The 26254-nt window shown below is 48.0% G+C and carries 21 protein-coding genes; 13 read left to right on the forward strand and 8 right to left on the reverse strand.

What is annotated here, in order from left to right; genetic code table 11:
• The first annotated feature begins 74 nt into the window (after positions 1 to 74).
• The 3 genes from AC0YNZ_RS25350 to AC0YNZ_RS25360 all read left to right on the forward strand — a co-directional run bounded on the left by AC0YNZ_RS25350 (position 75) and on the right by AC0YNZ_RS25360 (position 8737).
• The gene (locus AC0YNZ_RS25350; protein WP_475829249.1) at positions 75 to 5582 is read left to right on the forward strand and encodes a X2-like carbohydrate binding domain-containing protein; all 5508 of its coding nucleotides are present in this window, start codon (positions 75 to 77) and stop codon (positions 5580 to 5582) included.
• A 66-nt stretch (positions 5583 to 5648) separates the two neighbouring features.
• Positions 5649 to 6785: an SGNH/GDSL hydrolase family protein gene (locus tag AC0YNZ_RS25355; protein WP_475829250.1), complete on the forward strand. Its 1137-nt coding sequence runs from the start codon at positions 5649 to 5651 to the stop codon at positions 6783 to 6785.
• A 725-nt stretch (positions 6786 to 7510) separates the two neighbouring features.
• Positions 7511 to 8737: an MFS transporter gene (locus AC0YNZ_RS25360; RefSeq protein WP_475829251.1), complete on the forward strand. Its 1227-nt coding sequence runs from the start codon at positions 7511 to 7513 to the stop codon at positions 8735 to 8737.
• A gap of 91 nt (positions 8738 to 8828) precedes the next feature.
• On the opposite strand, the gene AC0YNZ_RS25365 is transcribed toward AC0YNZ_RS25360, so the two are convergent.
• The 5 genes from AC0YNZ_RS25365 to AC0YNZ_RS25385 are packed head-to-tail and all read right to left on the reverse strand — an operon-like array spanning position 8829 to position 13262.
• Positions 8829 to 9212 (reverse strand): hypothetical protein, encoded by a 384-nt coding sequence (locus tag AC0YNZ_RS25365; protein ID WP_475829252.1) that lies wholly within the window; start codon positions 9210 to 9212, stop codon positions 8829 to 8831.
• A gap of 20 nt (positions 9213 to 9232) precedes the next feature.
• A complete protein-coding gene (locus AC0YNZ_RS25370; protein ID WP_475829253.1) occupies positions 9233 to 10624 on the reverse strand; it encodes a hypothetical protein in 1392 nt (463 codons plus the stop codon).
• 19 nt (positions 10625 to 10643) lie between these two features.
• Positions 10644 to 11033 (reverse strand): hypothetical protein, encoded by a 390-nt coding sequence (locus AC0YNZ_RS25375; protein WP_475829254.1) that lies wholly within the window; start codon positions 11031 to 11033, stop codon positions 10644 to 10646.
• Between the two features lie 55 nt (positions 11034 to 11088).
• Positions 11089 to 11652: a hypothetical protein gene (locus tag AC0YNZ_RS25380; protein ID WP_475829255.1), complete on the reverse strand. Its 564-nt coding sequence runs from the start codon at positions 11650 to 11652 to the stop codon at positions 11089 to 11091.
• Between the two features lie 38 nt (positions 11653 to 11690).
• Positions 11691 to 13262 (reverse strand): DNRLRE domain-containing protein, encoded by a 1572-nt coding sequence (locus AC0YNZ_RS25385; RefSeq protein ID WP_475829256.1) that lies wholly within the window; start codon positions 13260 to 13262, stop codon positions 11691 to 11693.
• Between the two features lie 276 nt (positions 13263 to 13538).
• Here AC0YNZ_RS25385 and AC0YNZ_RS25390 point away from each other — a divergent pair, with 276 nt between their 5' ends.
• Positions 13539 to 13769 (forward strand): hypothetical protein, encoded by a 231-nt coding sequence (locus tag AC0YNZ_RS25390; RefSeq protein ID WP_475829257.1) that lies wholly within the window; start codon positions 13539 to 13541, stop codon positions 13767 to 13769.
• 117 nt (positions 13770 to 13886) lie between these two features.
• Positions 13887 to 14120 (forward strand): YczF family membrane protein, encoded by a 234-nt coding sequence (locus tag AC0YNZ_RS25395; RefSeq protein ID WP_475829258.1) that lies wholly within the window; start codon positions 13887 to 13889, stop codon positions 14118 to 14120.
• 55 nt (positions 14121 to 14175) lie between these two features.
• On the opposite strand, the gene AC0YNZ_RS25400 is transcribed toward AC0YNZ_RS25395, so the two are convergent.
• From AC0YNZ_RS25400 to AC0YNZ_RS25410, 3 genes are all read right to left on the reverse strand, one after another.
• Complete coding sequence (locus tag AC0YNZ_RS25400) at positions 14176 to 14310, reverse strand: hypothetical protein (protein WP_475829283.1); 135 nt, start codon at positions 14308 to 14310, stop codon at positions 14176 to 14178.
• Positions 14253 to 14477 carry a hypothetical protein gene (locus AC0YNZ_RS25405; protein ID WP_475829285.1) on the reverse strand — a complete coding sequence of 75 codons (225 nt, stop codon included), beginning with the start codon at positions 14475 to 14477 and terminating at the stop codon, positions 14253 to 14255. Before AC0YNZ_RS25405 ends, AC0YNZ_RS25400 begins: the two co-directional genes overlap by 58 nt.
• A gap of 150 nt (positions 14478 to 14627) precedes the next feature.
• A complete protein-coding gene (locus AC0YNZ_RS25410) occupies positions 14628 to 15395 on the reverse strand; it encodes a DeoR/GlpR family DNA-binding transcription regulator (protein WP_475829259.1) in 768 nt (255 codons plus the stop codon).
• Positions 15396 to 15565: 170 nt separating this feature from the next.
• On the opposite strand from AC0YNZ_RS25410, the gene AC0YNZ_RS25415 reads away from it, so the two are divergent.
• From AC0YNZ_RS25415 to AC0YNZ_RS25450, 8 genes are all read left to right on the forward strand, one after another.
• The gene (locus tag AC0YNZ_RS25415; RefSeq protein WP_475829260.1) at positions 15566 to 16609 is read left to right on the forward strand and encodes an oxidoreductase; all 1044 of its coding nucleotides are present in this window, start codon (positions 15566 to 15568) and stop codon (positions 16607 to 16609) included.
• 269 nt (positions 16610 to 16878) lie between these two features.
• Complete coding sequence (locus tag AC0YNZ_RS25420) at positions 16879 to 17922, forward strand: multicopper oxidase domain-containing protein (RefSeq protein ID WP_110773194.1); 1044 nt, start codon at positions 16879 to 16881, stop codon at positions 17920 to 17922.
• Positions 17923 to 17939: 17 nt separating this feature from the next.
• A complete protein-coding gene (locus AC0YNZ_RS25425) occupies positions 17940 to 19139 on the forward strand; it encodes a ZIP family metal transporter (RefSeq protein WP_475829261.1) in 1200 nt (399 codons plus the stop codon).
• A gap of 26 nt (positions 19140 to 19165) precedes the next feature.
• A complete protein-coding gene (locus AC0YNZ_RS25430) occupies positions 19166 to 19351 on the forward strand; it encodes a twin-arginine translocase TatA/TatE family subunit (protein ID WP_475829262.1) in 186 nt (61 codons plus the stop codon).
• A gap of 249 nt (positions 19352 to 19600) precedes the next feature.
• A complete protein-coding gene (locus AC0YNZ_RS25435; protein ID WP_475829263.1) occupies positions 19601 to 20917 on the forward strand; it encodes an MATE family efflux transporter in 1317 nt (438 codons plus the stop codon).
• Positions 20918 to 21089: 172 nt separating this feature from the next.
• Positions 21090 to 22148 carry a LacI family DNA-binding transcriptional regulator gene (locus tag AC0YNZ_RS25440; RefSeq protein WP_475829284.1) on the forward strand — a complete coding sequence of 353 codons (1059 nt, stop codon included), beginning with the start codon at positions 21090 to 21092 and terminating at the stop codon, positions 22146 to 22148.
• Positions 22149 to 22451: 303 nt separating this feature from the next.
• Entirely contained in the window at positions 22452 to 25256 is a 2805-nt protein-coding gene (locus AC0YNZ_RS25445) for a beta-galactosidase (RefSeq protein ID WP_475829264.1), read from the forward strand.
• Between the two features lie 26 nt (positions 25257 to 25282).
• Positions 25283 to 26251: an ABC transporter permease gene (locus tag AC0YNZ_RS25450; protein ID WP_475829265.1), complete on the forward strand. Its 969-nt coding sequence runs from the start codon at positions 25283 to 25285 to the stop codon at positions 26249 to 26251.
• The last annotated feature ends 3 nt before the right edge of the window (positions 26252 to 26254 follow it).

Genomic DNA, 26254 nt, shown 5'->3' on the forward strand with positions numbered 1-26254 from the left:
TTTCTACTATTATCGATTTGTGGTAAGCGCTATCATTCAACCTTCGGCATGTTGCTTTGAGAGGGAGGATAACGATGAACGCAATGAAAAACAAAAAGGAGATGAAAAGTTTGGGCAGATGGATGAGGAGGACGCGAATATACTTATTGGCGATTATCGTATTGGCGGTTCAGCTGGGCATAGTCGCGCCTGGAGGTGAAGTCGCGGAAGCGGCGAAGAAAGAAATGGCTGCCAAGCCGTATATGGGCTGGAGCAGTTACAGTATGCAGGTTTGGGCTTCTTCTAATGGCGGTAACGGAGGCAAGTGGATAACCGCCGAACAGATTAAGGCGCAATCGGATGCGATGCATGAGAAGCTGCAGCCATACGGCTATGAATACATAAATGTAGATGCGGCCTGGAACGGGGGAATGGACGGTTATGGCCGGCCGATTCCAAGCACGACGCTTTTCCCTGACGGACTGCAGGATGTCATTGACCACGTTCATGCGAACGGGCAGAAGTTCGGCCTGTACGGCATTCCGGGTTTGTCGCGGCAGGCGTATGATGAGGATTTGCCGATCTACAATGCCCCTGGTTGTTCAATGAAGGATATCGGTGATCCGACGAAAGGATCGGACTATTGGGGGTTTGGCTACAAAATCGATTTCTCCAATGAGTGCGCGCAGAAATATATCGATTCCATTGCCGACCTCTATGCCGAATGGGGCGTCGACTTCCTGAAGTACGACAGCGTCACGCCGGGATCGGGCATCTCCGACCTTTCGCTGGATGCGCGGGATGACGTAAAAGCCTGGTCAAAGGCGCTTGAGCCGCATGATATTTGGCTCGAACTGTCCTGGGCGCTCGATATCAAATATATCGACCACTGGAAACAATATGCGAACGGCTGGCGTGTTGATTGGGATATCGAATGTTATTGCGCGGGGGCTTTAACGAGCTGGAACAGCATTGCCCGGCTATTCCCGATAGCGGAGAAATTCTGGCGCCATGCCGGTCCGGGCGGTTGGAATGACTTCGATTCGCTCAACATCGGTAACGGAGAGATGGACGGCATTACACCGGATGAACGCCGTACAGCCATGTCGTTCTGGGCTCTGTCATCGGCGCAATTATATACCGGCAATGACATGACACAGCTGGACGATTATGGTCTGGAGCTGCTCACGAACGAAGAGGTTATCGCCGTGAACCAGGCCGGCCGTCCGGGTCATCCGGTGTCGACCGAAACGGAGCAGCAGGTATGGTATGCGAACAACGGAGACGGCAGCTATACCGTCGGCTTATTTAATCTTGGAAGCGCACCCAAGACGGTGACCGTCAATTGGAGCGATATCGGCTTAAGCGGTTCGGCCGCTGTCCGCGACCTGTGGAGCCATGAGGAGCTTGGCAAATTCGATTCGGGCTTCAGCTCCGTCGATTTGGCGCCGCATGCTTCCCGTTTGCTGAAGGTTAAAGCGAAGGACGGTACGGTCAGCGTCAATGACGACGATACCGGCATGAGATATACCGGTGAATGGACGCGTAACGGCGGGAAGGAAATGACGGGCGACAAGCAAAATCTTGTTATTGATGTGAGTGATTCCATGGCGGCTAACAGCACGATCAGCCCGGCTGCCGCGAGCTTCGACAAGAAGGAGTCGGAGCAGGCGGATGCTCAGACAACGTTGACGTTGAACGGCAATACGCTGAGCGTCATGACTAACGGCGGAGCCGTATTACAAGAGGGAACCGACTACACGGTAGACGGCAATCTGGTAACGATTAAGAAGGAATATTTGGCATCCAGGCCGGTCGGCACAACGAACTTGACGTTCGCCTTCAGCGGCGGCGCCGCGCAGAACTTTGTTATTAACGTAAGCGACACAACGACAAGAGACAGCAGGGTCACACCGGCCGCGGTAAGCTTTGATCAGAAGGAAGCGGCTCAGTCCGATGTCACGCTGACGCTGGCGCAGAACGGCAATGAATTGACCGGCATTACGCGGGATGGAGCAGCGCTGACGGAGGGTACGGATTATACGGCATCGGATACGCAGATCATCCTGAAGAAGGACTTTCTCGCGGCTCTGCAGACGGGAACCTCCGAGCTCGTCTTCTCCTTCGACGGCGGCGCGGAACAGAACGTTGCGCTAGTCATAAGAGATACGTCCATTGGCGGCTCGATTTCCATTAATAATGACAATCCGGGCATTCAATATTCCGGCAGCTGGAACCGGAGCTATAACCGGGGACTCGGCGATTACATGGATGACGTGCATTTTGCGGAGAAGAACGATCAGGATTATTTGGAATATACGTTCACGGGAACCGGTATCGAATACATGACGGAAATGGACCCTTCACAGGGTAAAATGGACATGTATGTAGATGATGAGTTTCAACAAACGGTAAGCACGTATAACATTGGCCGGCTGGCTCAGCAACCGGTATATACGATCACAGGTCTTTCGAATGGCGCTCATACGCTGAAGGCGGTTAAAAAATCCGGCACATTCATGCTTCTCGATCAATTAAGAGTAATCGTGCCTGACTTGATCAGCGCGACTGCGGCTCCTTTCGACCAAGCGGAAGGACAGCAGGCGGATGTAACGGTAACCACATCGGCAGGAAGCAGCTTGAGCAGCATTAAGAGCGGAACAGCTGAACTAGTGCGGGATACGGATTACACGATTGCGGATAATCTGGTCACGATCAAGAAGGAATACCTGGCCGTGAAGCAGCTCGGTACAACGAATTTGGTTTTTGCATTCGATGGGGGAGCGACGCAGACGCTTTCCATCACAATCAGCGATTCAATGGCAGCGAACAGTACAATTAGTCCGGCAACGGGCAGCTTTGACAAGAAGGCAGCAGCACAGGCAGATGTGACAACAACGATGGAGCTTGCAGGCAACACGCTCATCGGCATTGCAAACGGCGAAGCGGCTTTGCAGTCCGGCGCCGATTACACGGTATCGGATAATCTGGTCACGATTAAGAAGGAATACATGGCGAATCAGCCGGTAGGCGTGACGAAGCTGACCTTCTCCTTCGATCAGGGACAATCGCAAAATCTATCGATCACGGTAAGCGACTCCACCGCGCAGAACAGCAGGATCACGCCGTCTGCAAGAAGCTTCGACAAGAAAGCGGAGGCACAGGCGGATGTTACAACAGCGATTGGGTTTAACGGAAACAGCTTGGAAGACGTGGCAAACGGCGCGGCAGCTTTGCAAGAAGGAGCCGATTACACGCTGTCGGGCAATCAGCTGACGATCAAGAAGGAATATCTTGCGCAGCAGCCGACAGGCATGACCAATCTGACATTATCCTTCAGCGCGGGAGCCGCACAGACGTTGGCGGTTACGGTAAGCGATTCGTCGAGAGGCCGTTACGTCTCCATTAATAACGACGACACCGGCATTTCGTACAAAGGCGCTTGGCAGCACGGACGGAACAGAGGCCTCGGCGATTATAAGGACGATGTGCACTACACCGAGAAAGACAATGATTACTTTGAATATACGTTCAAAGGAACAGGAATCGAACTGATCACGGAGAAGGACCCTTCGCAGGGCGATATGGATATCTATGTAGATGATGAGTTCAAGCAAACGATCAGTACCTATAATGAAGGCAAGCAAGTGAAACAGGCTGTATACAGCATTAACGGTCTAACCGATGAAACACACACGATTAAGGTCGTTAAAAAGTCAGGTTATTACATGCTGCTGGACCAATTGAAGGTGAAAGCAGCCGATCTGCTTAGCCCGGATTCAGCAATTATCGATAAGGCGGCAGCCTCTGACGTAACGACAACGCTGGCCGTTGACGGCAGCAATCTGCTGGGCATTACAAACGGCGGAGCTGCTTTGACGGCGGGTACCGATTATACGTTGTCGGGCGATCAGGTTACGATCAAGCAGGAATACTTGGCGGCGCAGCCGAATGGAGCGCTCAGCCTGACGTTCTCATTTAAAGGCGATCAGCATAATGACATTCACTACACGGAGACGAACGGCGATTTCGTCGAGTATTCATTTAAAGGTACCGGGCTGTCCTTGATTACGCCTAAAGGGCCAACACAGGGCGAGATCGATATTTTCGTGGATGATGTCTTTAAGGGGACCGTAAACACGTACAACGCAAGCCGTTTAACCGGCCAGTCCGTGTACAGCATCTCCGGATTGCATAACGGCCCGCATACGGTCAAGGCTGTGAAAAAATCGGGAGAAGTGATGCTGGTGGACGGAGTGACGTTTAGCGTCAAGGCTGCAGGACCGACACCTACATCGACACCGGGTACGCCGTCGCCTTCCGTTCCTCAGCCGGAGCAAATAACGGTCAATCTGGGAAATACGGATGGGAATTCCGGCAATGTTTTGTCCACCGTTGTCATTACGAGAACAACGCAAACGGACGGCAAGAAGAAGGACGATGTTGTCTTAACGGCGGAGCAAGTTCAGAAAGCGGTAGAAAATATCGCGGCCGGCGCCAAATCGGCGACGATCGTCATTCCGGATGCGAAGGATGAAGTATCGCAGACGAAGGTCACAGTGCCGAAGGAAGCGAGTAAGCTGCTAGCGGATGCCAAGATCGGTCTCGGCATAACGACGGAGAACGCTAAAGTCTTTATTCCGAACAAATCGCTGCAGGGCTTTTCGGACGACCTTTACTTCCAATTGGTTCCCGTGAAAGAAGAAGGCAAGAAACAAGAGATCGGGGACCGCGCGAATAAAGAAGCTGTCGTAACGGTCGTATCAGGCGATCAAGAGGCATCCGTGCTGGGCCGCCCAATGACGATTGAAACGAATCTGCAGGGCCGCGATGTCACGGTAGTACTGCCATTGAAGGACATGGCATTAACTGAAGCGGAGCTGAAAGAAGTTGGCATCTACATTGAGCACAGCGACGGAACGAAGCAATTGCTGAAGGGCGCTCTCGTGCCTTATAACAGCAATGGCGATAGGGGACTTCAATTTACAGTTAACAAATTCAGCGTATTCTCACTCGTGTATGTGCCAGGCTTAGCGGACGCCAATCAACATACCGCCTATATGAACGGTTATGAAGATGGTACCTTTAAGCCGGAGAAAAAGATTACACGCGCCGAGATAGCGGCTATTTTGTCGAGAGTCGTCACGCTTGATGCCAAAGTATCGGACATTGCATACAGTGATGTTAAACCGGCTAATTGGGCCAAAGACGCGATTTCAACCGTGACAAAAATGGGATTGATGCAGGGCTACGCTGACGGTACTTTCGGAGCGGACAAATCGATCACTCGCGCCGAAATGGCAAAGCTTATTTCCTCGCTTACAGGAGACGCGGCAGCGGCGGGAGCAGGCTTCACGGACATCTCGGATCATTGGGCCAAAGATTCTATCCTGAGCGTACAAGGCGCAGGAATCATTAACGGCTACAAGGATGGCGCCTTTAAGCCGGATAACGCGCTGACGCGTGCCGAAACGGCCGTCATTATGAACAAGCTGCTCGGCAGAGACAAGCTAAGCGGGTTAACGCCATCTCCTTGGAAGGATGTTTCAAGCAAGCATTGGGCTTACGGTGATATTTTAGCAGCTTCAGCTTCGGCTGAGTAGTAGAAGGAGCCCTCCTAAATGATTAGGAGGGCTCTATTATATAGCTAACCATTAGGGGGATTAAGGATGGGCAAACAAGACCGGTTAGCCGGAAATCATGTGAAATTACGCGGGGGATTGCCTCATTTAAATAAAAAGCTATTCAGCCAAGAGTCTATCATTGTCGCTTTTCTGGGTGGCTCTATAACGGAAGGCTACGGAGCGTCCGATCCGGATAGAACGAGCTGGCGGGCTTTGATCGGGAACGATTTGAAGGAAAGGTTCGGCGAAGCGAAGGTGACCTGCATTAATGCGGGGGTTGGCGGCACGAACTCCACCTTGGGCGCCCACCGGATGCGGGAGCATGTCCTGCCTAGGGGAGAGATTGATTTATTGTTTGTGGAATTCAGCGTTAACGACGGCGAGGATCGCGAAGAATCCATTCGAGGAATGGAGGGCATTGTGCGGCAGTGCAGACGTCTATCGCCGCACGCGGATATTTGCTTCCTTTACACGGCGGCAGACAAAAATTTGTCCGCAGAAGCACCCTTCAATATAGCCGTTCATGAGGAAGTTGCGTCCCATTATGATCTTCCATCGGTTAACTTTGCGGCCGGCATCTATGAGCTGATAGAGACTGGCCAAGTACGCTGGGAGGAGCTCGCTCCAGACCTTGTGCATCCGAATGATGCGGGCTATGCGCTGTATGCCAAGTATTTGCGGGATTATTTAGAAATCGCGCTTCTTGAGGGAGCCGGTGATACGGAAAGGCCCGATAGCGCAGCTTTGCCAGCTCCTTTAGACGATAGAAATTACGAATATGCAGCCATGCTGGATTTCCGCCAAGCCGCTTTGCAAGAAGGATTTACGGTCAAGGTGATTCAGCAGGAACCGCTCATCAACTGGCGTTATTGTACCGAACATCTCTTTACGGATGATCAGAAGGCTGCGCTGTCTTTTACGGCCAGCGGACGAAGCGCAGGGCTATTGCTGTTATGCGGCCCCGATACCGGTATATTTGAATATTCGTTAGACGGGTTAACCTTTAATCAGGTTCATTTATTTGACGATTGGTGCTTGGGAGCGTTCCGGCCCGTGATCGCGATGTTTCCTCTTCCAGCAGAAAATCAAAGCGTGCAAATTACCGTGCGGAATACAGGGCTGAAGGATGAACGAAGCATGGGGACGACTCTTCGGGTTTTAAAGGTTCTTAGCAGCCTGTGATTGGGCTGATTGGGTATTCTTAAGCCGGTAAAGAAGTGCTAAACGGACAGGGAGATAGCGCCCAGTCAATCTGGAATGCTATAAGCAACTCCCAATTGATAATCTATTAAACAATTAGAAGACGAATGCCCTAGAAACCTGGCATTCGTCTTTTACTGTTATGCGAAAAAATCCCGTTAAACTTAGGGGTTATGCTTGTAAATTCACCTTCTTATGGTTTTTGAACAAATGGTAACAGAGGCGAAAAATGATTTAGTTCCATTTCACAAAACTAAATCGCGCTCGGGGTGGGAGAAAGGCGGATTAGCTCTATTTTGCAAACGTAATCGGTCATTTTTAGAAGCTGCTCTCCCAATATGCTGTTTAATGATGCGAAATTAAACTAAATCACCGTTATCGGATAACGATCTTCAAATCGTTTCACAAAATCGAATTAAGCCGCCCAACGATGAACGATGCTTAGGCCTGGTAAGATGAACGATGCATAGAGGCCTGATTTGTGAAAGAGCCCCTGCAGCTATTTGGCATCTAAGACACTCCGTTTTTGCTAGAGCTCATCTAAGCGCAAAATACCTCGTTAAGCTTCATTAGACGAGATTTGCAGGGGGTATGCTTGTAATTTCTCCTTCCTGCGGTTTTTGAACAAATGGTAAAGGAGGCGTATAGTGGGTATTAGTGAAAATGTGTCGGATTTCGAACATTAAGGCATACAGGGGGAACCAAACGTGGAATCATGGAAGCGTACAATGTGGATCTTGTGGTTCGGTGTTCTGTTTTGCAGCTCTAGCTATACGATGTCGGTTCCTTTCCTGCCGCTGTTCCTCTTCGATTTGGGAGTACCGGACAGCTCCGTTAATTTATGGGCGGGAATCGTCCATTCCTCGGCGTTTCTTGTCGGGGCAGTAATGGCTCCGTTATGGGGTTTGCTCGCAGATAAATACGGGAAGCGGAGAATGGTTATCCGTGCGGGGCTAAGCCTGGCGGTTATATATGCCTTAATCGCTTTCGTGCAAACGCCGTGGCAGCTCGTTGGTGTAAGAATGCTGCATGGTTTTGTAGGCGGATTCGTTCCCGCATCCATGTCGATTGTTGCATCGGTTGCGCCTAAGGAGAAGCTGGGATGGAGCCTCGGCATGATGCAGGCGGGTACGATGACAGGCGGCATTCTCGGCCCGCTGTTTGGAGGGCTGCTGGCGGAAGCGTTCGGTCTGCGCAGATCCTTCGTCGCGGCTGCCATTATCATATTAGCCGCGACAGTGGCGGTTATTATTTGGGTCAGAGAAGGGAAAGCGGAAGCTGCAGTTCCTGAAGATGCGTCAGAAGGTAAGAAGCGGACGGAGCCGGTAACTTACCGCATGGCGTTCCGCAACCGCGCGCTCATGAGCATGCTTCTGCTCCTCGTTCTCTTCCAGCTTTCGGTCAATATGATTCAGCCGCTGCTCACGCTGCATATCGCCAAATTGCAAGGCGGGCTGCAGGGGGCTGTACTATCGGCCGGCTTTGTTCTCTCGCTGATCGGGATAGCAGGCATTCTGGCCTCCCCGGTTTGGGGGAGACTGGGCGAGAGGAAAGGCTACTACCGCATCCTCGTTATATGCTTGCTCACAGCAGGACTGGTCATCAGCATGCAGTTTTTCGTTCAGGACTTATGGCTGTTCGCGATCGTGCAATTCGTCTTCGGCTTATTTATGGCCGGCATAGGTCCCATCGTCAATACGCTGGTCGTACAAAGCACGGATGAGCAGTTTAGAGGCAGATCATTTGGTCTAACGACGAGCGCTAACCAGTTTGGCGCCATGCTTGGGCCGCTCATAGGCGGTCTGCTCGGACTAGCAGTCAGTATCCATTGGATTTTCGTCGCTACAGGCATGATGATGGCTGCAGGCGGCGTGAGCGTATGGCTGAAGCGGAGGCGCGAGCTGGGGCAATCGAGTGTTCCACTCAGAGGATAAGCGGAGGATTTGGCTGAATTCCATTCTGTTGGAAAGGAATTCCGTATTGGATGAGGAGGGGCTGAAATCATGTTCAGCTCCTCCTCTGTTGTTACCAATTAAAAACCCCGTGTTTACCGTCTAAAGCATCGGGAACATAGATAGAGACATGGTATAATCGATTCTTTTTAGGATTAAAGCTTGTACCGTCTTGTTTGGTAAACTCCGTTAAATTCAGACTGGTACCGCCCCTTGGAATGTCGGACTCGTAGACGTAACGATTATTAATGGTGATTTTCGCGTTATTCCACACATAGCTATTTCCATTATCGATCATGATATGCTCGGGAGTCGCTGAAAGAGCGACGATTAAATCTACTTTGTCAGAATCATCCGCATTGCCGCAGGCACTTATACTTATCATCAGTAAAATTGTAAAGAGACATTTCTGTACGATATTTGCAATACCTTTTTGGGGATTGTAATGTCTAAACACAATGGGCCTCCTCGCAAATGTCATTCCTCATAGGATAAGCTTAAATCAAACAGCAGGTTAGGCGCTTTGGGATGACTGCGATGAACTTCCACAGCAATGGTGTTGGTTCCTTTCACCAGCTTACCGATATGATTTTTTAATGAGAATAGGTTGTAAAAGTTGTATTCGCTAGGCAGTGCCAGCGACCTGTAATCGACTAAGCCTTCTCTTATGCTGTCGCGATAAATTTCTGACCCATTCAAATAGGCTACAAATCCGTCTTCGTATGAAATATGCAAGAGCAGATTGCTTAATTTACTGGGATCATCATCGATTACAAATGTTTTGCGAAAATAGTAGACCGGTGAATCGCCATTTACAGGCAGCGTTTTTTGGATTTTTCGTTGATCCGCTTTGTCTTGCGTATGACCCAAAGGGGCTCGTCCAACTTCCCATGAAGAGTCGTCATATTGCGGGCTGCGCCAGTCATCTGCCGGCAGGGTAAATGGTTTTTGAATGGGATTTTCCCCTGTGATATCAAGCTCTACCGGTACAACTGCCTTGATCTCCTTACTGCCGGGATGATAATGCCATAACGATTGAATACTTATAAATGCACGCTCATTTACTTCGTCTTCGAACCGGATACCCGTTACATCCTGCTTTAATTGATCTAATCCATTTCCTTTCTCATCCTGCGCTTTTACTGTTAATTTATTGTCTGTCCCTTCAATGATAAGCATGTGAGGCTGGGAAAATTGATGATATACATCCCAAAGCCCCCATCCCGGATAGGCGGTTGAACGATATTCCGCACTTTCTTGTGTAAGGACAGCATGTGGGACATAAACGTTATCCTGAATAAGCACAAGATTTACGCCAAGCTTGCGAACGGTTTCCCAGAAATCTGGAAGATTGGGATCCTGATTTAAAAGAACGAAATTATGTACTTGCTTATTCTCGCTGACGGTCTTCTGCAGCCAATCCAATTGGGCGTTGTTCCCCTCTGTTATGCCAGCGGCATCTAAGAACAGTAATCGGGCATTTCCATAATCCATGTAATAGACCGACCTTCCATAAGAAGGAAATAAGTCAGTGGGGAGATAGGAATAATTTTGTTCAAAGCTTTCCGGGTTCGCTGACGACGATGAATCAAATACGGGAAGGAAAGAGTGAAGCGGTAATTTCCCGGTTTTTTCAAACAAATGGTCGGCCGCTGCAAATAACGAAACGTCCTTAGATTGATTCATCCAGCCGCGAAGATCAAGCTGATTTTTTTGTTCGCCGAAATAACCGAACCGGAAGGAGACCGGAGCGTTATTAGCTTGCAGATACCCATGGATAGGGAAATTGGTTGTAATCAAGGAGCCGGATACAATGATAACCAATGAAGTGATCAGGTAAAAAAGCTTATATTTATAGAAATGAGACATGTGTATAAACCCCTATCTTTTAATAAGCAGTGGTAGGATTCCAACCGAAAAGCGCATGAATTACAGGAGGCCAGATGAAAACCACGATGATGATCATACCGGCAATAAACGCGTAAATCGAATACTTTAATGAAATTTCCCGGTTTTTTAACAGGAAAAAAAGCAATAACCAGCTCACTAGCCAAACAATAAGACCGATCGTTTCTTTCCCGGCATAGGGGCCGATTTTTTCCCATCCCGGAATCCAAACGCCCATCTTTAACAGAAATAAATTAGCGCGGTCGGGTTTAGCTACACTCCACAGATGACTGCAAACCAAGCTTGCTAATCCGAGCCATACGGAAAGCAAAGTGGCCGCAATTTCTCCGGAATACCGATTCCCGGAACTTCGATTTAATGATTCTGACATTTCTTCACTCCTTAAGAGTCTAGCTTTGGCCAAACGGGCATCGTAAGCTTATTCTTTAAACGATTTTTAATTTAGCGATACCAAGTCCAAACGCGAAACCAATCAACAGAAACAACCACATTAAAGTAACGAGTAAAGCGATGACAGATGAAACTCCTTTAACAGCCTCGAGATCGCGTTTAAACCGCCACAGTAAAAAGCTTGCTGCCACGCCTAACGGCAAAGGGAACAAGGAGGTGAATTCCTTAAATTCCATCATCACTAAATGACCAAGCGGAGCATTATATAAAAACCATTGCTGTGCTCCATCGGGGGCCCGATAGCCCATGTAAAGCCAGTTTCCAATAATAATCGTCACGAAGATTAGAATATTCGTTATCCATAGCGGGAGTTCAAGCTTCTTCACAGACCCTTCTTTTGCGCGCAGGAAAGGATACAACGCATGCAGGACATAACAACTTAAAATAATGGTTAAGGTTGCCCCTATTCCGTGCAGGATGCTGTCCAGCTTGTGGGTGCTTAGACCGAATAAGTTGAAAACGGGAATAAGAAGAAAGAAGAAGGCGGCCATAATGCCTTGAGTGACCGCCAAATCTCGAGTATTAAATATAGGCTTCATCTATGGAATCATCTACCTTTTTATTATGAATGTACTCCTTACTCGTATGTTACGCTTAACATTGGATGACTGCTGGCAGTAGAGTATTCACTTGATCTGATATCGAGGCCGTCTGTATTGCTGCTATCCGTAATGATCATTCCATAATTAGTTGAAGGATTGTTTATCCAAGATTGTACGAGAGCTATACCGCTAGTATTTAAATTAACCGTATAGGTTCCCGTGCCGCTTGCTGTCATCGTCCCGAGTACGGTTGTCCCCCGATCCGCCGATCCGCCTGCACCGGCCGTTGCCCAATTCAAGCCGCTGGCATATTGGTTCCAAGTAGCTCCGCCTTCCGTCCAGTTTCGTTTCATCTCATAAAGCTCATAGGTATTCGCACTTGCATCGAATACACTCAGGGCGATGCTTGCCGAGGTCACTGTTTTTCCTGTTGGAATACCCGACGTGTCCCATTTCATAATCGATGCTAGATCCTTCGTACTGCCGCTGGGATCATCGCCATCTACAAGAAGCGTTGCTGAGGTGCCGTAGTTTGCTGTTGCACTGTTTTGCGAAATGTAAGTATCTAAGTTTCCAGCGTAGCTAGTTGAAGGATACACGCCATTTTGGAATGACGTTGTAGTCGATGGAGGAGGAGTCGAACCGTCGCGCGTTACCGAGATAGAATCAATCTGATTATTATTAATATCGTAAGTTGTGAAGGTAGCTGTCGCATCCGCGATATCCACAACCGTATATTGATAGCTGGCAACAGGTCCAACCACGACGTTGGTTGAATTGCTGTTTGTAGAAGAAAGAGGAGCGCCGCCTCCGCCGATCGTTAATTGATAGATCGTATTGTCGAACGTGTATCCGTTCCCGTTAAACGTGCTGTCAATTTTACGGCGATTGTAATTGTGCTCATGTCCGACCAGTACGGCTGTCACATTGTTTGCATCGAGGATGTCCCAAACGGCATCGCGCTGAGCGGCGTTAGCGTCAAGCGATGCGCCGTAATGAGCTCCGATTGGATAAGCCGGAACGTGGAATTGTACGATATTATGTGTTTTTCCACCGCTCTGAATCGTATTCTGCAACCAAGCGCGTTGGTTAGCATCAATAATATATTTGCCGTTTGCATCTTTGCGATTGGAGTTCAATGTAATAATTCGCGTATTCCCGTAATCAAAATAGTAAGCTGATCGTTGGTATCCCGACAATTGCCCCGTAGGCAAATGTGTAAATGCATTGCTGAATATGGTTTCATCATTTTCGTGATTACCCAAAGACGGATAAATCGTAGTCATCGGATAATAATCATCCATAATATTTTTCCATGCTGTCAGTTGATTGCCGACATCTGCGCCGCCTGTCACCTGATCCCCTGTAAATAACACAAAGCTTGGTTGAACGGCTAAGCCTTTTACTTTTGTCATCAAACTGCGAAGGGTCGTTTCATTAACCCCGTTTGTCGATCCGCGGCTGTCACCCAAGACTACAAATCGGAACGATGTTGTTGCGGCATCAACCTTGTTGTTACGATTCACTGCAACTACGGCGAACAGAGTTAACATCATGGCAGCGATGAGCAAGTAGGCCAACCATTTTTTTTTTGAAGCGATAATCATTACTTTCCCCTCCAACTATTTCATATTTGGTTGAATGTGTCCGGACATACAACCAAATATTACTATAAAATAGTTTTGTGCTCTGAAAGTTATGAAAATGCTAAGTTTATATGGTGATATTATTGGTTTTGTGAAAATAACATAAAATAACAGACCATCCGTTTCTTCCTGGCTGCATTGGAATCCTAAGAAACATCAATATATTTGTATAAATACTTCCTTATTCATGCAGATTAATCCGTATGGATGATGAGAACTTCAGGAGGTGAAATTAGCGTGGAAGAGGACCGGAATGACAGGGCAGACGAGGATTATTATGCAGTTCTCAGGGAGGAGTTGGAGGTTGATTCTGATGTTAATGAGGATCGCAACCGGGAACAGCAATTGGACGATTCGTTTCAGGACTGGTACCGTAATATTGGATATTGGATGCAGCAAAAAGACGATATAACACAAGTGCCGAAAGTGAACGACTTCGATGCCTTTCCTGATATAGACGACGAATAAGCGTAAGAATAATGCGGAAAAGGTTTTTTTTGTGTTAGGGGATCGAGTCATGAAACTTGATCCCGCTTTTCATTAAAATTTCTGAGGAATTTCAATCTGCTGCAGGAGATGGTTTAAATGAAGCTACCGGCTGTCACTGTCTTAATCTTCGTAACCTGCCTCGGTTACTTGGTTGCCATTGACCTTATAACCGGAATCCCGTTTCCGGAAGCCGTCCGTATATTAACCCAATCGTTTAGGGTAATAACGGTTCAGGAAAGAATTATCGTTTATGTTGCGATCATTATTCTGCTTCTGATGCCCATTGTCAGCTGCATCAAAAAGAATAAGAATGCGAACACGAAAGGATAGCCAGGTGAGAGGAGCGTCATTTACTCGTTTTTGGGCTTCATATAGGATTTGACTCTTAGTCCTGTCCGCCGGATGTAGGCTTCCACGCGCACTTCCACTTCGCTTTCGGAATAGAGGAGCGGCCAGTTTTTTTCATTTTTTTCCATTCCTTCGGATGCGTGCGCTCCATTTCAGTCGAGAAGCCGAAAATATCGCTCTTCTTGCTTTGGGTTGCTTTAACGGCATCGCCAGCAAAATCGATAACCATATATTCGTACCGGGCGTTTGGCCGATTGGCAGCACAAGGGCCGTGCCGAATTCGAACAGGATGATCATGGAGAACAGCTGGGTCGGACTAATGGCGGTCGGTTTGGACATATTTTCCGGTCCACCTTTCTCTGCCTATGTAAGGGATGTTTGCAGCACGTTGTTATTGGTTTCCAAAAAGAGGCGATTTTATTAATGCTGTCCGGGAAGCACCACATGAGAGACGAGGTTAGTCTTTTCGCGCAAAAAAAAAGCCCGAGCTCAGATAAGCCCGGGGACGATCAAAAGTTCAACTTGTTTATCCGTTAAAATTTCTTTCATTTTACGATCGGGTTCCCGATCCGTAACAATGACATTAATTTTTCCGAAATCGCATATCCGATGGAATAGCTGCTTTTCGAATTTTGACGATTCAGCTAATACGATCACTTGATCGGCTCTTTCAATCATCTTCAATTTCAAATAAGCCTCGTCAACAGAAGGGGCCGTTAGCCCGACGGAAGATAGGCCGCATGCGCCGAGAAATAATTTATCTACTTTGAGGTCAGACAGCATTTCTAATGTGCGGGGGCCGGAGACATTCCGGTGCCAGGCATTTAATTCGCCTCCCAGCAGATGTGTCTTGATATCCGGGTTTTCACACAAAACGCCGGCTATATCTATGGAATTGGTTACTACGACATTGTTTATGGTATATAAGGATTCAGCGGCATATTGTACGGTCGTCGAGGTATCCATTAGCAGATAGTCTCCGTCTTTTATAAGGGATGCCGCGAATTGGCCGATCGCGCGTTTGTTTCCCGTGTCTTGAAACCGTTCCCTGTAGCTCCTTATCGTTTTCGTAAGCGTGGGCAGCATGGCTCCGCCCCGAATACGTATAATAGCGCCGTCTTCTTCTAATTTCACTAAGTCGCGCCTTGCGGTATCGCGGGAAACGCCATACAGCTCGCAAATATCCTCAAGCTGAATTTTTTGTTTTTCTTTCAAATACTGCACGATAGCCTGCGTTCTTTCATCCTGATTCATCATTTAACCTCTTCCGGAAAAGTAATTCACTTATCAGTATAAGTTTCTCGCCAAAATGTTTCAATATTACTTAAATCAATAAGTTTTAAACTTAAATTTCTTGCATTATTTAATTTTTTAACTTATCATGAGGTCGTATTCATAATTTTTTGCAATCGAAGGGGATGGATGATTTGAGAAAAGTAAAGGTCGGCATCATTGGTTACGGTTTTTCAGGGAAAACTTTTCATGCGCCTATTATCCAAACGGTTGAAGGACTAGAAATTTCAAAAATCGTTTCTTCAAATGCTTTGAAAGTAAAGGAAGATTATCCGGACGTAGAGGTTGTTTCCGATGCCCAACAGCTATTGTCCGACCCTGCTATAGACCTTGTAATCATCACTACGCCAAACACGACGCATTATCCATTTGCCAAGCAAGCCTTATTATCGGGAAAACATATCGTGGTCGAGAAACCGTTCGTTATCCATTCTAAAGAAGCGCAAGAGCTGATCGAAATAGCTGCCAAGCAAAATAAAATAATAAGCGTTTATCATAACAGAAGATGGGATAATGACTTCCTTACCGTTAAGGAATGCTTAGCGTCGGGCGTTATGGGCGAAATCTATTCGTATGAAGCCCATTATGACCGGTATCGCCTTGAAGTAACCAATCGGTGGAGAGAGCAAAATATGGAGGGCTCAGGCATGCTTTATGACCTTGGCTCGCATTTGATCGATCAAGCGCTGCATTTATTTGGACTGCCTGAAACGGTGTTTGGCGATGTGATGGCCCAGAGAAACGATTCGGTTATCGATGATTATTTTCATATTGTTTTAGGATATGGAAGATTGAGGGTTATTTTGCATTCCGGATCGATCGTAAAGAGCGCCGGTCCTAAATTTCAAATACACGGGGATAAGGGCAGCTTTATTAAATATGGCTTGGACTCGCAAGAGGATTCATTAAAGCAAGGCAAGGTGCCTGGCGACGCTGTCTGGGGCAAGGACCTGGAAGAAAGCTATGGAGAATTAACGGTAAATGTCGGTGATCTGCTGCTCAAAGGTAAGATTGAAACAAAAGCAGGCTCCTACGAAGCTTTCTATAAAGGCATTTACGAAGCCATTGCCGATAACAAGCCGGTTCCTGTAAACGCGGCCGATGCCATGAATACGATAAAGGTTATCGAATTGGTTAAAAAGAGCAGTCAGGAAAAAAGAGTCGTTTCATTCGAATAAACGGTATAGCGCATATCCAAATTACAGGCGTATAACGGAGAATTCGTTACAAAAAAGCTTCCTGCACTGGAAGTTTTTTTTATGTCCGAAAGTTTATTAAAAAGCAAAAAAAAAATGGCTTTACAATAGGCATGAGCAGCATATACTATAATAAGAGAAAAGTTTCCGAGGGGAAACATTTTGTCCCTAGGTAAAATAAAATTTTTTTATTAATTATGTTGCGTTAATGCAACACAATTTCCTTATCTAAACTTGGAGGTGAATGTATAATGTCACTTGATCAAAAAAATAATTTATCAAGAAGAAGCGTATTGAAAATCGGAGCAGCAGGAATTTTGGGAGTATTAGGCAGCAGCTTTTTGAATACGAGTGCATTATTCGGCAAAACTGCGAACGCCATGGGGAAGGAAGAAATGAATCATGCCCTTCATAATCAGATGAAGCATGGCATGGCGCATGGCTACGATCCAGGCACCGATTCCACTCCTGGTTTGGAAGCAGCGGTGAAGGCATTAACAGCATTTGACTATGGTGTTGTGAGCAAGTCTGCTGACGGAAGAACAATAAGAGAGTACAGCATTATCGCATCGGAATCGGAAGTAGAAATTGCGAAGGGAATTAAGTTTCCGGGGTGGACGTATAACGGCACCATTCCAGGGCCGACGATCCGCTGTACAGAAGGCGATATTATACGGATAAAGTTTGGCAATGCTTCGTCCCACCCGCATTCCATTCATATGCACGGTATCCATCCGACGAATATGGACGGTTTGGAGCCCGTTGCCCCGGGCGATGAATTTGTTTATGAATTTGAAGCAAAACCTGCCGGCTTGCAAGTTTACCACTGCCATGTACCGCCGTTAGCGAGACATATTCACAAAGGCCTTTACGGCAATTTCATTATTGACCCTAAGAAACCGCGGAAACCAGCCAAAGAGATGACGATGGTCATGAACGGCTTCGATTTGGACTTGGATGGCGAGAACGAGGTATACACCGTAAACGGCTACGCATTCGCTTATCAGTCCAAGCCTATAAAAGTAAAAACGGGAGAACTGGTACGTATTTATTTAAGTAATTTGACGGAGTTCGACCCGATTAACTCGTTCCATTTGCATGCGAATTTCTTCAACTACTATCCGATTGGGGCAGACCCGGATGCGCGTCCGCTGTATACGGATATCGTCATGCAGTGCCAAGGCGAAAGAGGCATTATTGAAGTTACATTCCCAACACCGGGGAAATATATGTTCCATGCGCACCAAAGCGAGTTTGCCGAGCTTGGATGGATGGGATTCTTTGAAGCCGAATAAAAAAGGAGGAGTATCATGTGCAAACTGAATTGATAACCAAAAAGTCAAACAAAGTATCCGTTTGGCTGCTCGGAATATTGCCTCTGCTCCTGCTCGCAGGCATAATTTATTTTATTGGTAATTGGGGTACTGGCGTTGAAGAGAAGCAAGCTGCGCCAATTGAAGTATTAAATATTGAAAGAATCATTATGACTGACAATGGATTCGAGCTTCGTGTTCTAAATTCTGGACCTGAGGAGCTGACGGTTGCGCAGGTTGCGGTCGATGACGCTTTCTGGAATGCGACTTATTCACCTAGTCCAACGATTAAACGCTTTGAAAAGGCAACCGTGTCTATCCCATATCCGTGGGTAGAAGGAGATCCGCATGAGATCAAGCTGATTACGGAAAACGGATTGATTTTTACCGGCGAAGTAGAAGCTGCGATGAAAACGCCGGAAGCGGATACGAATCGGTTCCTGCAGTATTCTTTAATTGGTTTTTATGTAGGCGTTGTGCCTGTCGGACTCGGCTTGCTGTGGTTTCCGTTCATGCGCCGCTTCTCGTCCAGAGGCATTCAGGGCGTATTGGCGTTTACGGTCGGTTTGCTCTTCTTCCTGGCAGTCGATACCGTTCAAGAAGGGATGGAGCTTGGTGCGGAAGCACCCGGCATCTTCCAAGGCACCGGACTCGTTTGGTTCGGGGCGCTGCTTAGCTTTTTATTTTTGATAGCAGTAGATCAAGCCAGCTCGAAGAAATCTAAGCTTAACAGCGATAGCGGCAAAAGGGTAGCCTACAAAATTGCCGGAGGAATCGGGCTGCACAATCTCGGCGAAGGACTCGCAATCGGGGCCGCTTTTGCTGCCGGTGAGGCAGCGCTTGGGACGTTTCTCATTATCGGCTTTACGCTCCACAATATTACGGAGGGCGTCGGTATCGCCGCACCGCTGCTGAAGACAAGGCCGACGTTAAAAACATTTTTGGCATTGGCCGTCATGGGCGGAGGACCAGCCATCTTAGGAACCTGGATCGGCGGATTTGTGTTTAACCAAACATTGGCAGCATTGTTCTTCGGCATAGGCGCCGGCGCGATCGCTCAAGTTATCTATGTCATTTTCAAAATGATCTTAAGAGACTCCAAAGCAGAGGGTACGCCTTCCATCTCATGGATTAATTACGGCAGTATAGCGCTCGGTATCATCGTCATGTATGTAACGGCACTTTTGGTTAACTTCTGATTTCACATAAGAACGGAGTGATTCCTATGCCAACGAACATAGGTGTAGCAGGTATTGTGCTGCTTGTAATATTAGGTTTGCTTCTTTTTGGACCATCCAAGCTGCCTCAACTCGGGAGAGCGATTGGAACGACTCTGTCCGAGTTTAAAAGAGGGGCCAAAGGAATGATCGACGACGAGGAGAAGCCGAAGAGTTCAAAGGAAGAGGCTTAAATAACAAAGAGCAGTCCACAGCCAGAAAGTTGGTTTTGGACTGCTTTTTTTTTTTTTTGACGATAACATCATATTCAACGTTATCTTTTTGAGCGGGTTCATTCATTCCTTGGCATATGTGATTTTCGCTTAGATGTTTACGATCACAAAGTGATGTGCTACTCTTAATCGTAATGTATACGAATGTGGGAACGAATATAGTTTTCAAAGCCATGTTTGAATGATAAATATGCGTAGGGAGAGGTATCTTTGAATCATCGGTCTTATCTGACACTCGCTATTCCCCTCATCATCTCAACCATAACAACCCCCTTACTTGGTGCTGTAGATACAGCAGTTGTCGGACACCTGCCTGATCCTGCTTATATTGGCGGAGTAGCTGTTGGGAACATTATTTTTAATACGATGTACTGGTTATTTGGCTTTTTACGGGTCAGTACTTCGGGTTTTACTGCCCAGGCACATGGAGCAAATAATGAAATTCAAGGGGTTTTAGCTCTTACAAGGCCGTTTTTCGTTGCTGCTGTGGTAGGGATATGCTTTATTCTCCTTCAGCGGCCTATCGAGCATTTGTCTTTAGCTTTAATGAATCCGGAAGCTGACGTTCGTACGGTCGCGTCTGATTATTTCAGCATTCGCATATGGGGTGCCCCGTTTACTTTGTTGAATTATGTGATCCTTGGATGGCTAATGGGAATGTCCAAGATAAAAGTTTCTTTGTTCATCCAAATCTTTATGAACCTCATGAATATCGTTCTTGCCTTGTTGTTTGTAAGCGTGTTTGCTTGGGGGGTATCCGGTGTCGCAATTGCAACCCTTATATCAGAAGTAACAGCCTTTGTTATTGGATTGATTCTTATATGGAAGGTTTCTCCTTTTGGATTTAGGCTGCCTCCTTTTAAAGAGATCGTTGATTCCGCCTCATTCGGAAAAATGATGACCGTCAACCGGGATCTGTTTATCAGAACCCTTTGTTTATTAGCCGTATTTAATCTTTTCACGGCGAAAGGGGCTTCTTTTGGCACGGAAGTCTTGGCTGCGAATGCTGTTCTCATCCAAATTCATTACATGATGGCTTACTTCTTTGATGGATTTGCCAATGCTTCAAGTATACTGGTGGGTAAAGCCGTAGGATCGGGGAATCGGCAGCTTTATAAGAAGACTCTTATGCTATCGTGCCAATGGGCAGTTCTTTCGTCAGTTTTTATCGCAGGCCTTTATTTTCTTTTTAGTGAATACTTCATCCAGTTATTCACACGTATACCGCATGTCATCCATTTGGCTAACACATACGGATGGTGGATTGTTCTATATCCGCTTTCGGCAAGCTTCGGTATTATTCTCTATGGTGTGTTTACTGGGGCAACCGAAGCTTCATCCATTCGAAACTCGATGATTTTGGCATTGATGGTGTATCTGATTGCTTATTTCACACTGGTGCCTAACTTTCATAATCACGGCTTATGGTTAGCTTTCATTGTATTTAGTATAGGGCGGTCGGCGTTTTTAGCGATCTTTATTCCCAAATTGAACCGGAAGCTGTTCACTAAAGCGTACAATGAATGAAGGGCGGTTTTCGTAAACATATGACAAACTTGAGGGCGTTCTCAAATTGTCTTCCAACAATGTGCGCTTTAGGCTGCAGCAGTTACAAATAAAGGGAATAATTCGTTTTCTTTTAATCAAAAGTCTGTTATTCTACTGAAGAATGAATTTATAGACTGAGGAGTGAGCAGCTATTAAGCAGGTTACTGTATATGATATCGCTAGGGAAGCTAACGTCTCAGTAGCCACGGTGTCGCGCGTAATCAACAACACGGCTCCGGTGAAAAAGTCGACGAGAGATCGGGTGATGGAGCTGATCACGAAGCATCAGTTCCAGCCGAACGCGCTTGCCAGAAGCCTGTTTAAGAAGGAAACCGGGATGATTGGCGTCATTTTGCCGGACATTACGAACCCTTTTTTCCCCGAGGTGTTGGCCGGTCTCGATCAGGAAGCAAGAAGCAAAGGCTACACGTTTTTTCTATGCGATACCGTGTCGACAAACGGCGATTCGGAGGAGCAGTACGTGCGCGAGTCGCAATATTTGAATATTCTTATCGAGAAGCAGGTAGATGGCATTATTATGTTAGGCGGCCGGATCAACCTGGCCAAGCCCAGCAAGGAATTGGTAAACGAGGTTGTTGAGGTCAGCAAGCGCGTGCCGATGCTGTTGATTAACGGTAATATGCCGGGCGAAGGGCTGAACCGCGTATATACCGATGAAAAAGAGGGCGCGGAATTAGCGACACAGCACTTAATTGATCTCGGTCATCGCGATATTGCTTTCGTTGGCGGCTTTCGGCATATGTCCAATACGATCCAGCGTATTCAAGGATTCGTGAAAACGATGGAGAGAAACGGCTTGCAAGTCCGGAAGGAATGGATATTGAACGGCGGCTTTTCTGTAGATAGCGGGAAGGCATTTATGAATCAGCTTCTTGGTATGTCTGAGCGGCCGACCGCTGTTTTTTGCGCGAACGATCTTGTCGCCATCGGGGCGATGAAGGCGGCGAGCAAAGCGGGGCTTCGGGTGCCGCAGGATCTATCGCTTGTCGGATTTGACGATATTCCGTATGCCTCTAACAGCATCCCGGAACTGACTACCATCTCGCTGAAATGCTATGACGCAGGACGGAGCGCGGCTGAGATGCTCCACCAAATGATTATGAAAAATAAGGTCAGCAAAAGTATGAAGCTAAGACCTGAACTCATTGTAAGAGAGTCTACTGCCCCGCCCGGAAATGAAAATAGCTAATAAGTACTTAATTTTAAAAAAAGATATTGACAACGCTTACATTGTTGAATAAAATCAAGATGTCTAAAGATTGAATGTGTCGCCGGCAAAAATGTAACCCGTTACATAATAGCCGGACTGCCGCTTTCAAACCAGTCATTACGTAAATACACATCAGCTTACCGTGCAGAAATGCTGTTCTGATTATACCGGTCGTGTAGTGTATTTATTTTTTGTTTAAAAATGTAACGGGTTACATGAAACCGATTGCATTAAATGGATTGTATTTAGAGTGCTTTAGCCTATTCCGTTGGAGGTTATGAAATGAATATGGAAATCGGAGCAAGAGCGGTTGTGAAGTTTGATGCGGAAGCCGTAAAAATTAATGAAACTCCTCATATTTTGCTATGCGCTTCGCTGTTTTACTTCCGCATTCCAAGAGCGCTTTGGAAGGAACGGATGGAGCAGCTGAAAGCATTCGGCTATAACAGCATCGATGTTTACTTTCCGTGGAACTATCATGAGACGGCGGAAGGGGAATGGGATTTCAGCGGAGAGCGTGATGTTGCCGCATTTCTGAAAATGGCGGCAGAGACAGGCTTATACGTCGTCGCAAGGCCGGGTCCCTATATTTGCTCCGAATGGGATGGAGGCGCTCTGCCCGCCTATCTGCTGACGAAAGGCATGAAGCTTCGCGACAATGATCCCGGCTTCCTGAGCTGCGTTTCGAAATGGTTTGACCGCATATTGCCTTTGCTGAAGGCGAGTCAAGCGGGAGAGGGCGGAACCGTGATCGGCGTTCAGCTCGATAATGAGCTCGATTTCTATGATTGCCAGGATCCGAAAGGATATATAGCGGCACTGCGCGATATGGTGCTTCAGCACGGCATTATGGTTCCGCTGTTCGCCTGCGCAGGGCAAGGCGGCTTGCTGCAAGCCTCGGGGCTCGCGGACAATGTTGTGCCAACCTGCAACTTTTATCCGGATAACCGGGAGGCCGAATTTGAGCAAAAGGTGCTTCACTACGGCAATGCCGCAGCTAAACTCGGTTACCCGCTGCTCGTAACGGAGACGAATCGGTCGCATTACCTGCTGCGCAGATTGCTCTCCTGCGGAGTCAAGCTGCTCGGTCCTTATCTTCAGGTGTCGGGTACGGATTTCGGATTTACGAACGCCACGAACAACTGGGGCAAGCCGCTGGCGTTCATGACCTCGGATTATGATTTCGGCGGGATGATCTCTCCGGAAGGGCATATCCGCGAGGAAGCTTATGAGGGCAGGCTGCTCAGCCGGCTCATCGCGGCTTACGGCGCTCCGCTTGCAGAAGCTGCGGCAGAGAGCGGCGTATCCGCCAAATGGTCGATGTCCGGAAATTGCGAGAGAGTGGCCGGTCCTTATGTCTTGCAGCTGAAAGGCGGCGGAAGCCTTCTGTTCGTAACGAATCTGGATGACACGGATAAAGAGACAGCATTTGTTAGTGCCGGCGAAGCGAATGCGGCTGCCGAATGCGGCTTCACGCTTAAAGCCGGACGATCGCTGGCGCTTCCTGTGCAGGTTCCGCTCGGCCTGTGGGGCTGCGATGGACAGCTTGAAAGCTCAACCGCAGAGCTTTACATGGCGCAATCTTCCTATGAAGGAGTCAGTCTTGCCTTTCATACCGAAGGAAAAGGAGAAATTATACTGCAGCTCGAAGCGCCGTTCGAAGTGAAGGCGGTAAATGTAACGGCTGAATCGGTTGAAGGCCGGTTAACGGTAGCTTTTGACGGGAATGAGGATGGCTTCTGTTCGATCCTTGCTGCTGATGGGCGTGAGCTGAAACTGTTTATAACCGACAGGTTGAAAGCGCTTTATGCGGAAGGCATAGATGATTGCGGCGTCATGCAGTATGGAAATCCGCTGCGTTACCCGGACACCTCGGAGGAGGCGGCAGCCGGTTGGCGACTCAGCATCTTCGATGCTGCAGTGCCGATGACAGCGAAAGCCGGGGGCGGGCGGCCGACTGAGGAGAAGGCGGATTACTTGGAGCACGGCGGCATATACCGCGGATACGCCTGGTATGAAGCGGCTGTTCAGCCGCCCGATGGCAAGGCGGTGCAAGGGATGCTAATCAGGCAGGGGAGCGACGTCATATCACTGTATGCGGGTGGACAATATGCCGGTACGGTTACGCCGGCTGGAGGAAGCTCCTACCTTCCACTCAGCGGCGGTCTTCAGGACGGAAGGCTGCTTGCCAGAGCAGAAATTTGGGGACATTCGAACTTTGACGACGCTAGGCTGCCGGGGCTGCGCCTGCATGCGATGAAGGGACTTACAGGATTGTCGGCCGTAACGGAGATTCGTGACCTCAGCCGCAATTGGAGCGTACATCGCGCGGCGGACCGGACCTTGCGCACCGAGCTGACAGCATCGCCCGACTGCAGCTTGTGGCCGATCGTAAACTTTGGGGGCTGGCTGTCTCCCGATCACCCGGCGTTCGAATATTACCGGAAAACGTTCCGGGCATCCGAGGCCGCCAGCTCGTGGACGCTGCATTTCCAGGGCATTCAGTCGCTGGCCCGGCTGTTCGTGGGAGGCAAGGAGATCGGAGCGGTAAATCCGTTCGACCCCTACCTCGATATATCTGAGCATGTAACAGCTGGTGAAACGGTGGAGCTGACGGTATACGTCGAGAGGGTGCTCGGTTTACCGTCCGGACAGGTGTTCCTGTATGAAGGCGTCGCGGCAGCCGATTGGACGGTTAGCGGAGCGGAGGAGAAGGAGCTGTTCGCGCATGCGGAGAGTCAGAGGGCAGATGTACGGTCTGCTGAGCTCCCCGTCGTCCTGGAGCCGGGCGAGACAGCATGGCTTTATGGTTCTACGGTCAATTCGGAAGCGGGGATGGGCTGGCGTGCAAGGGTTGCAGGGGCAGGACTTAAACTGACTGTGTTCCTGGAGGAGCGGATCGTGGGACGGATTTGGCTGCCAGGAGACGATGCGAACCGGCCTGTCTTTTCGGGCGGAAGCCCGGATTCCTTCTATTTGCCGGGAGTCTGGTATGAGGCGGATAAGGGAAATCTGGCGATTCTGCTGGAAGCGGTTGACCGGAATAAGCAAGGCCGGTTGGAATCGATTCAATTCACAGCCGTCTAGCCTATGACAACGAGGGGGGAATTAGGATGGAAACAATTTTAGTCGAAAGGGCACCCGCGAAAAAACTGCAGCGAACGAGCGGCGGCAAGCTGAGACGATTTTGGAATAACAAAACGCTGCTTCTCATGTGCGTGCCGGCCATCGCCTTTTTTATCGTTTTTGCCTATCTGCCGATGCCCGGCCTGTATCTGGCTTTTATTAACTACAATTACTCAGACGGCATCTTCAAAAGCCCGTTTGTCGCGTTTGATAACTTTCGTTTTCTTATCATTAACGGCGACCTGTGGCGGCTTTCGTTCAATACGGTTGCCTACAATCTGGTATTTATCGTTTTAGGAAATGTGCTGCAAATATTTGTCGCAATCCTGCTGAACGAGATCCGCAAGAAATGGTTCAAAAAAGTAACGCAAACGCTCATGTTCCTGCCGCATTTTATATCTGCCGTTCTTATCGGTCTGATCGCTTATAACGTTCTGAGCTACGATTACGGCTTGCTGAACAGTATTTTGGAATCGCTGGGCATGGAGCCCGTCAAGACGTATTCCGATCCGAAAATATGGCCGTTTATTATCGTGCTGACCTTCCTGTGGCAGTCGACGGGATACGGATCCATCGTTTATTTTGCGGCCATCATGGGGCTTGATAACGAAATTATCGAAGCATCGGAAATCGACGGCGCCAATGCATTCCAACGCATCATTTATATCGTGCTTCCGTGGCTGAAGCCTACCTTCATCATTCTGATGCTGTTCTCGCTCGGCGGCATTCTCAAAGGAAACTTCGGTCTGTTCTTCAACCTGGTGGGAGCTAACAATACGGCATTGTATCCAACGACGGATATTATCGAAACGTATGTGTTCCGCTCCCTCATGACAAATTTCAACTTCTCGATCGGCAGCGCCGTGAGTCTTTATCAGTCGGTATTCGGCTTTGTCGTCGTCTTGACCGCTAACTGGCTCGTGAAGAAGGCTTCGCCGGAAAACTCGTTATTTTAGGAG

It is taken from the genome of Paenibacillus sp. J2L1-98 (genome assembly GCF_056269405.1).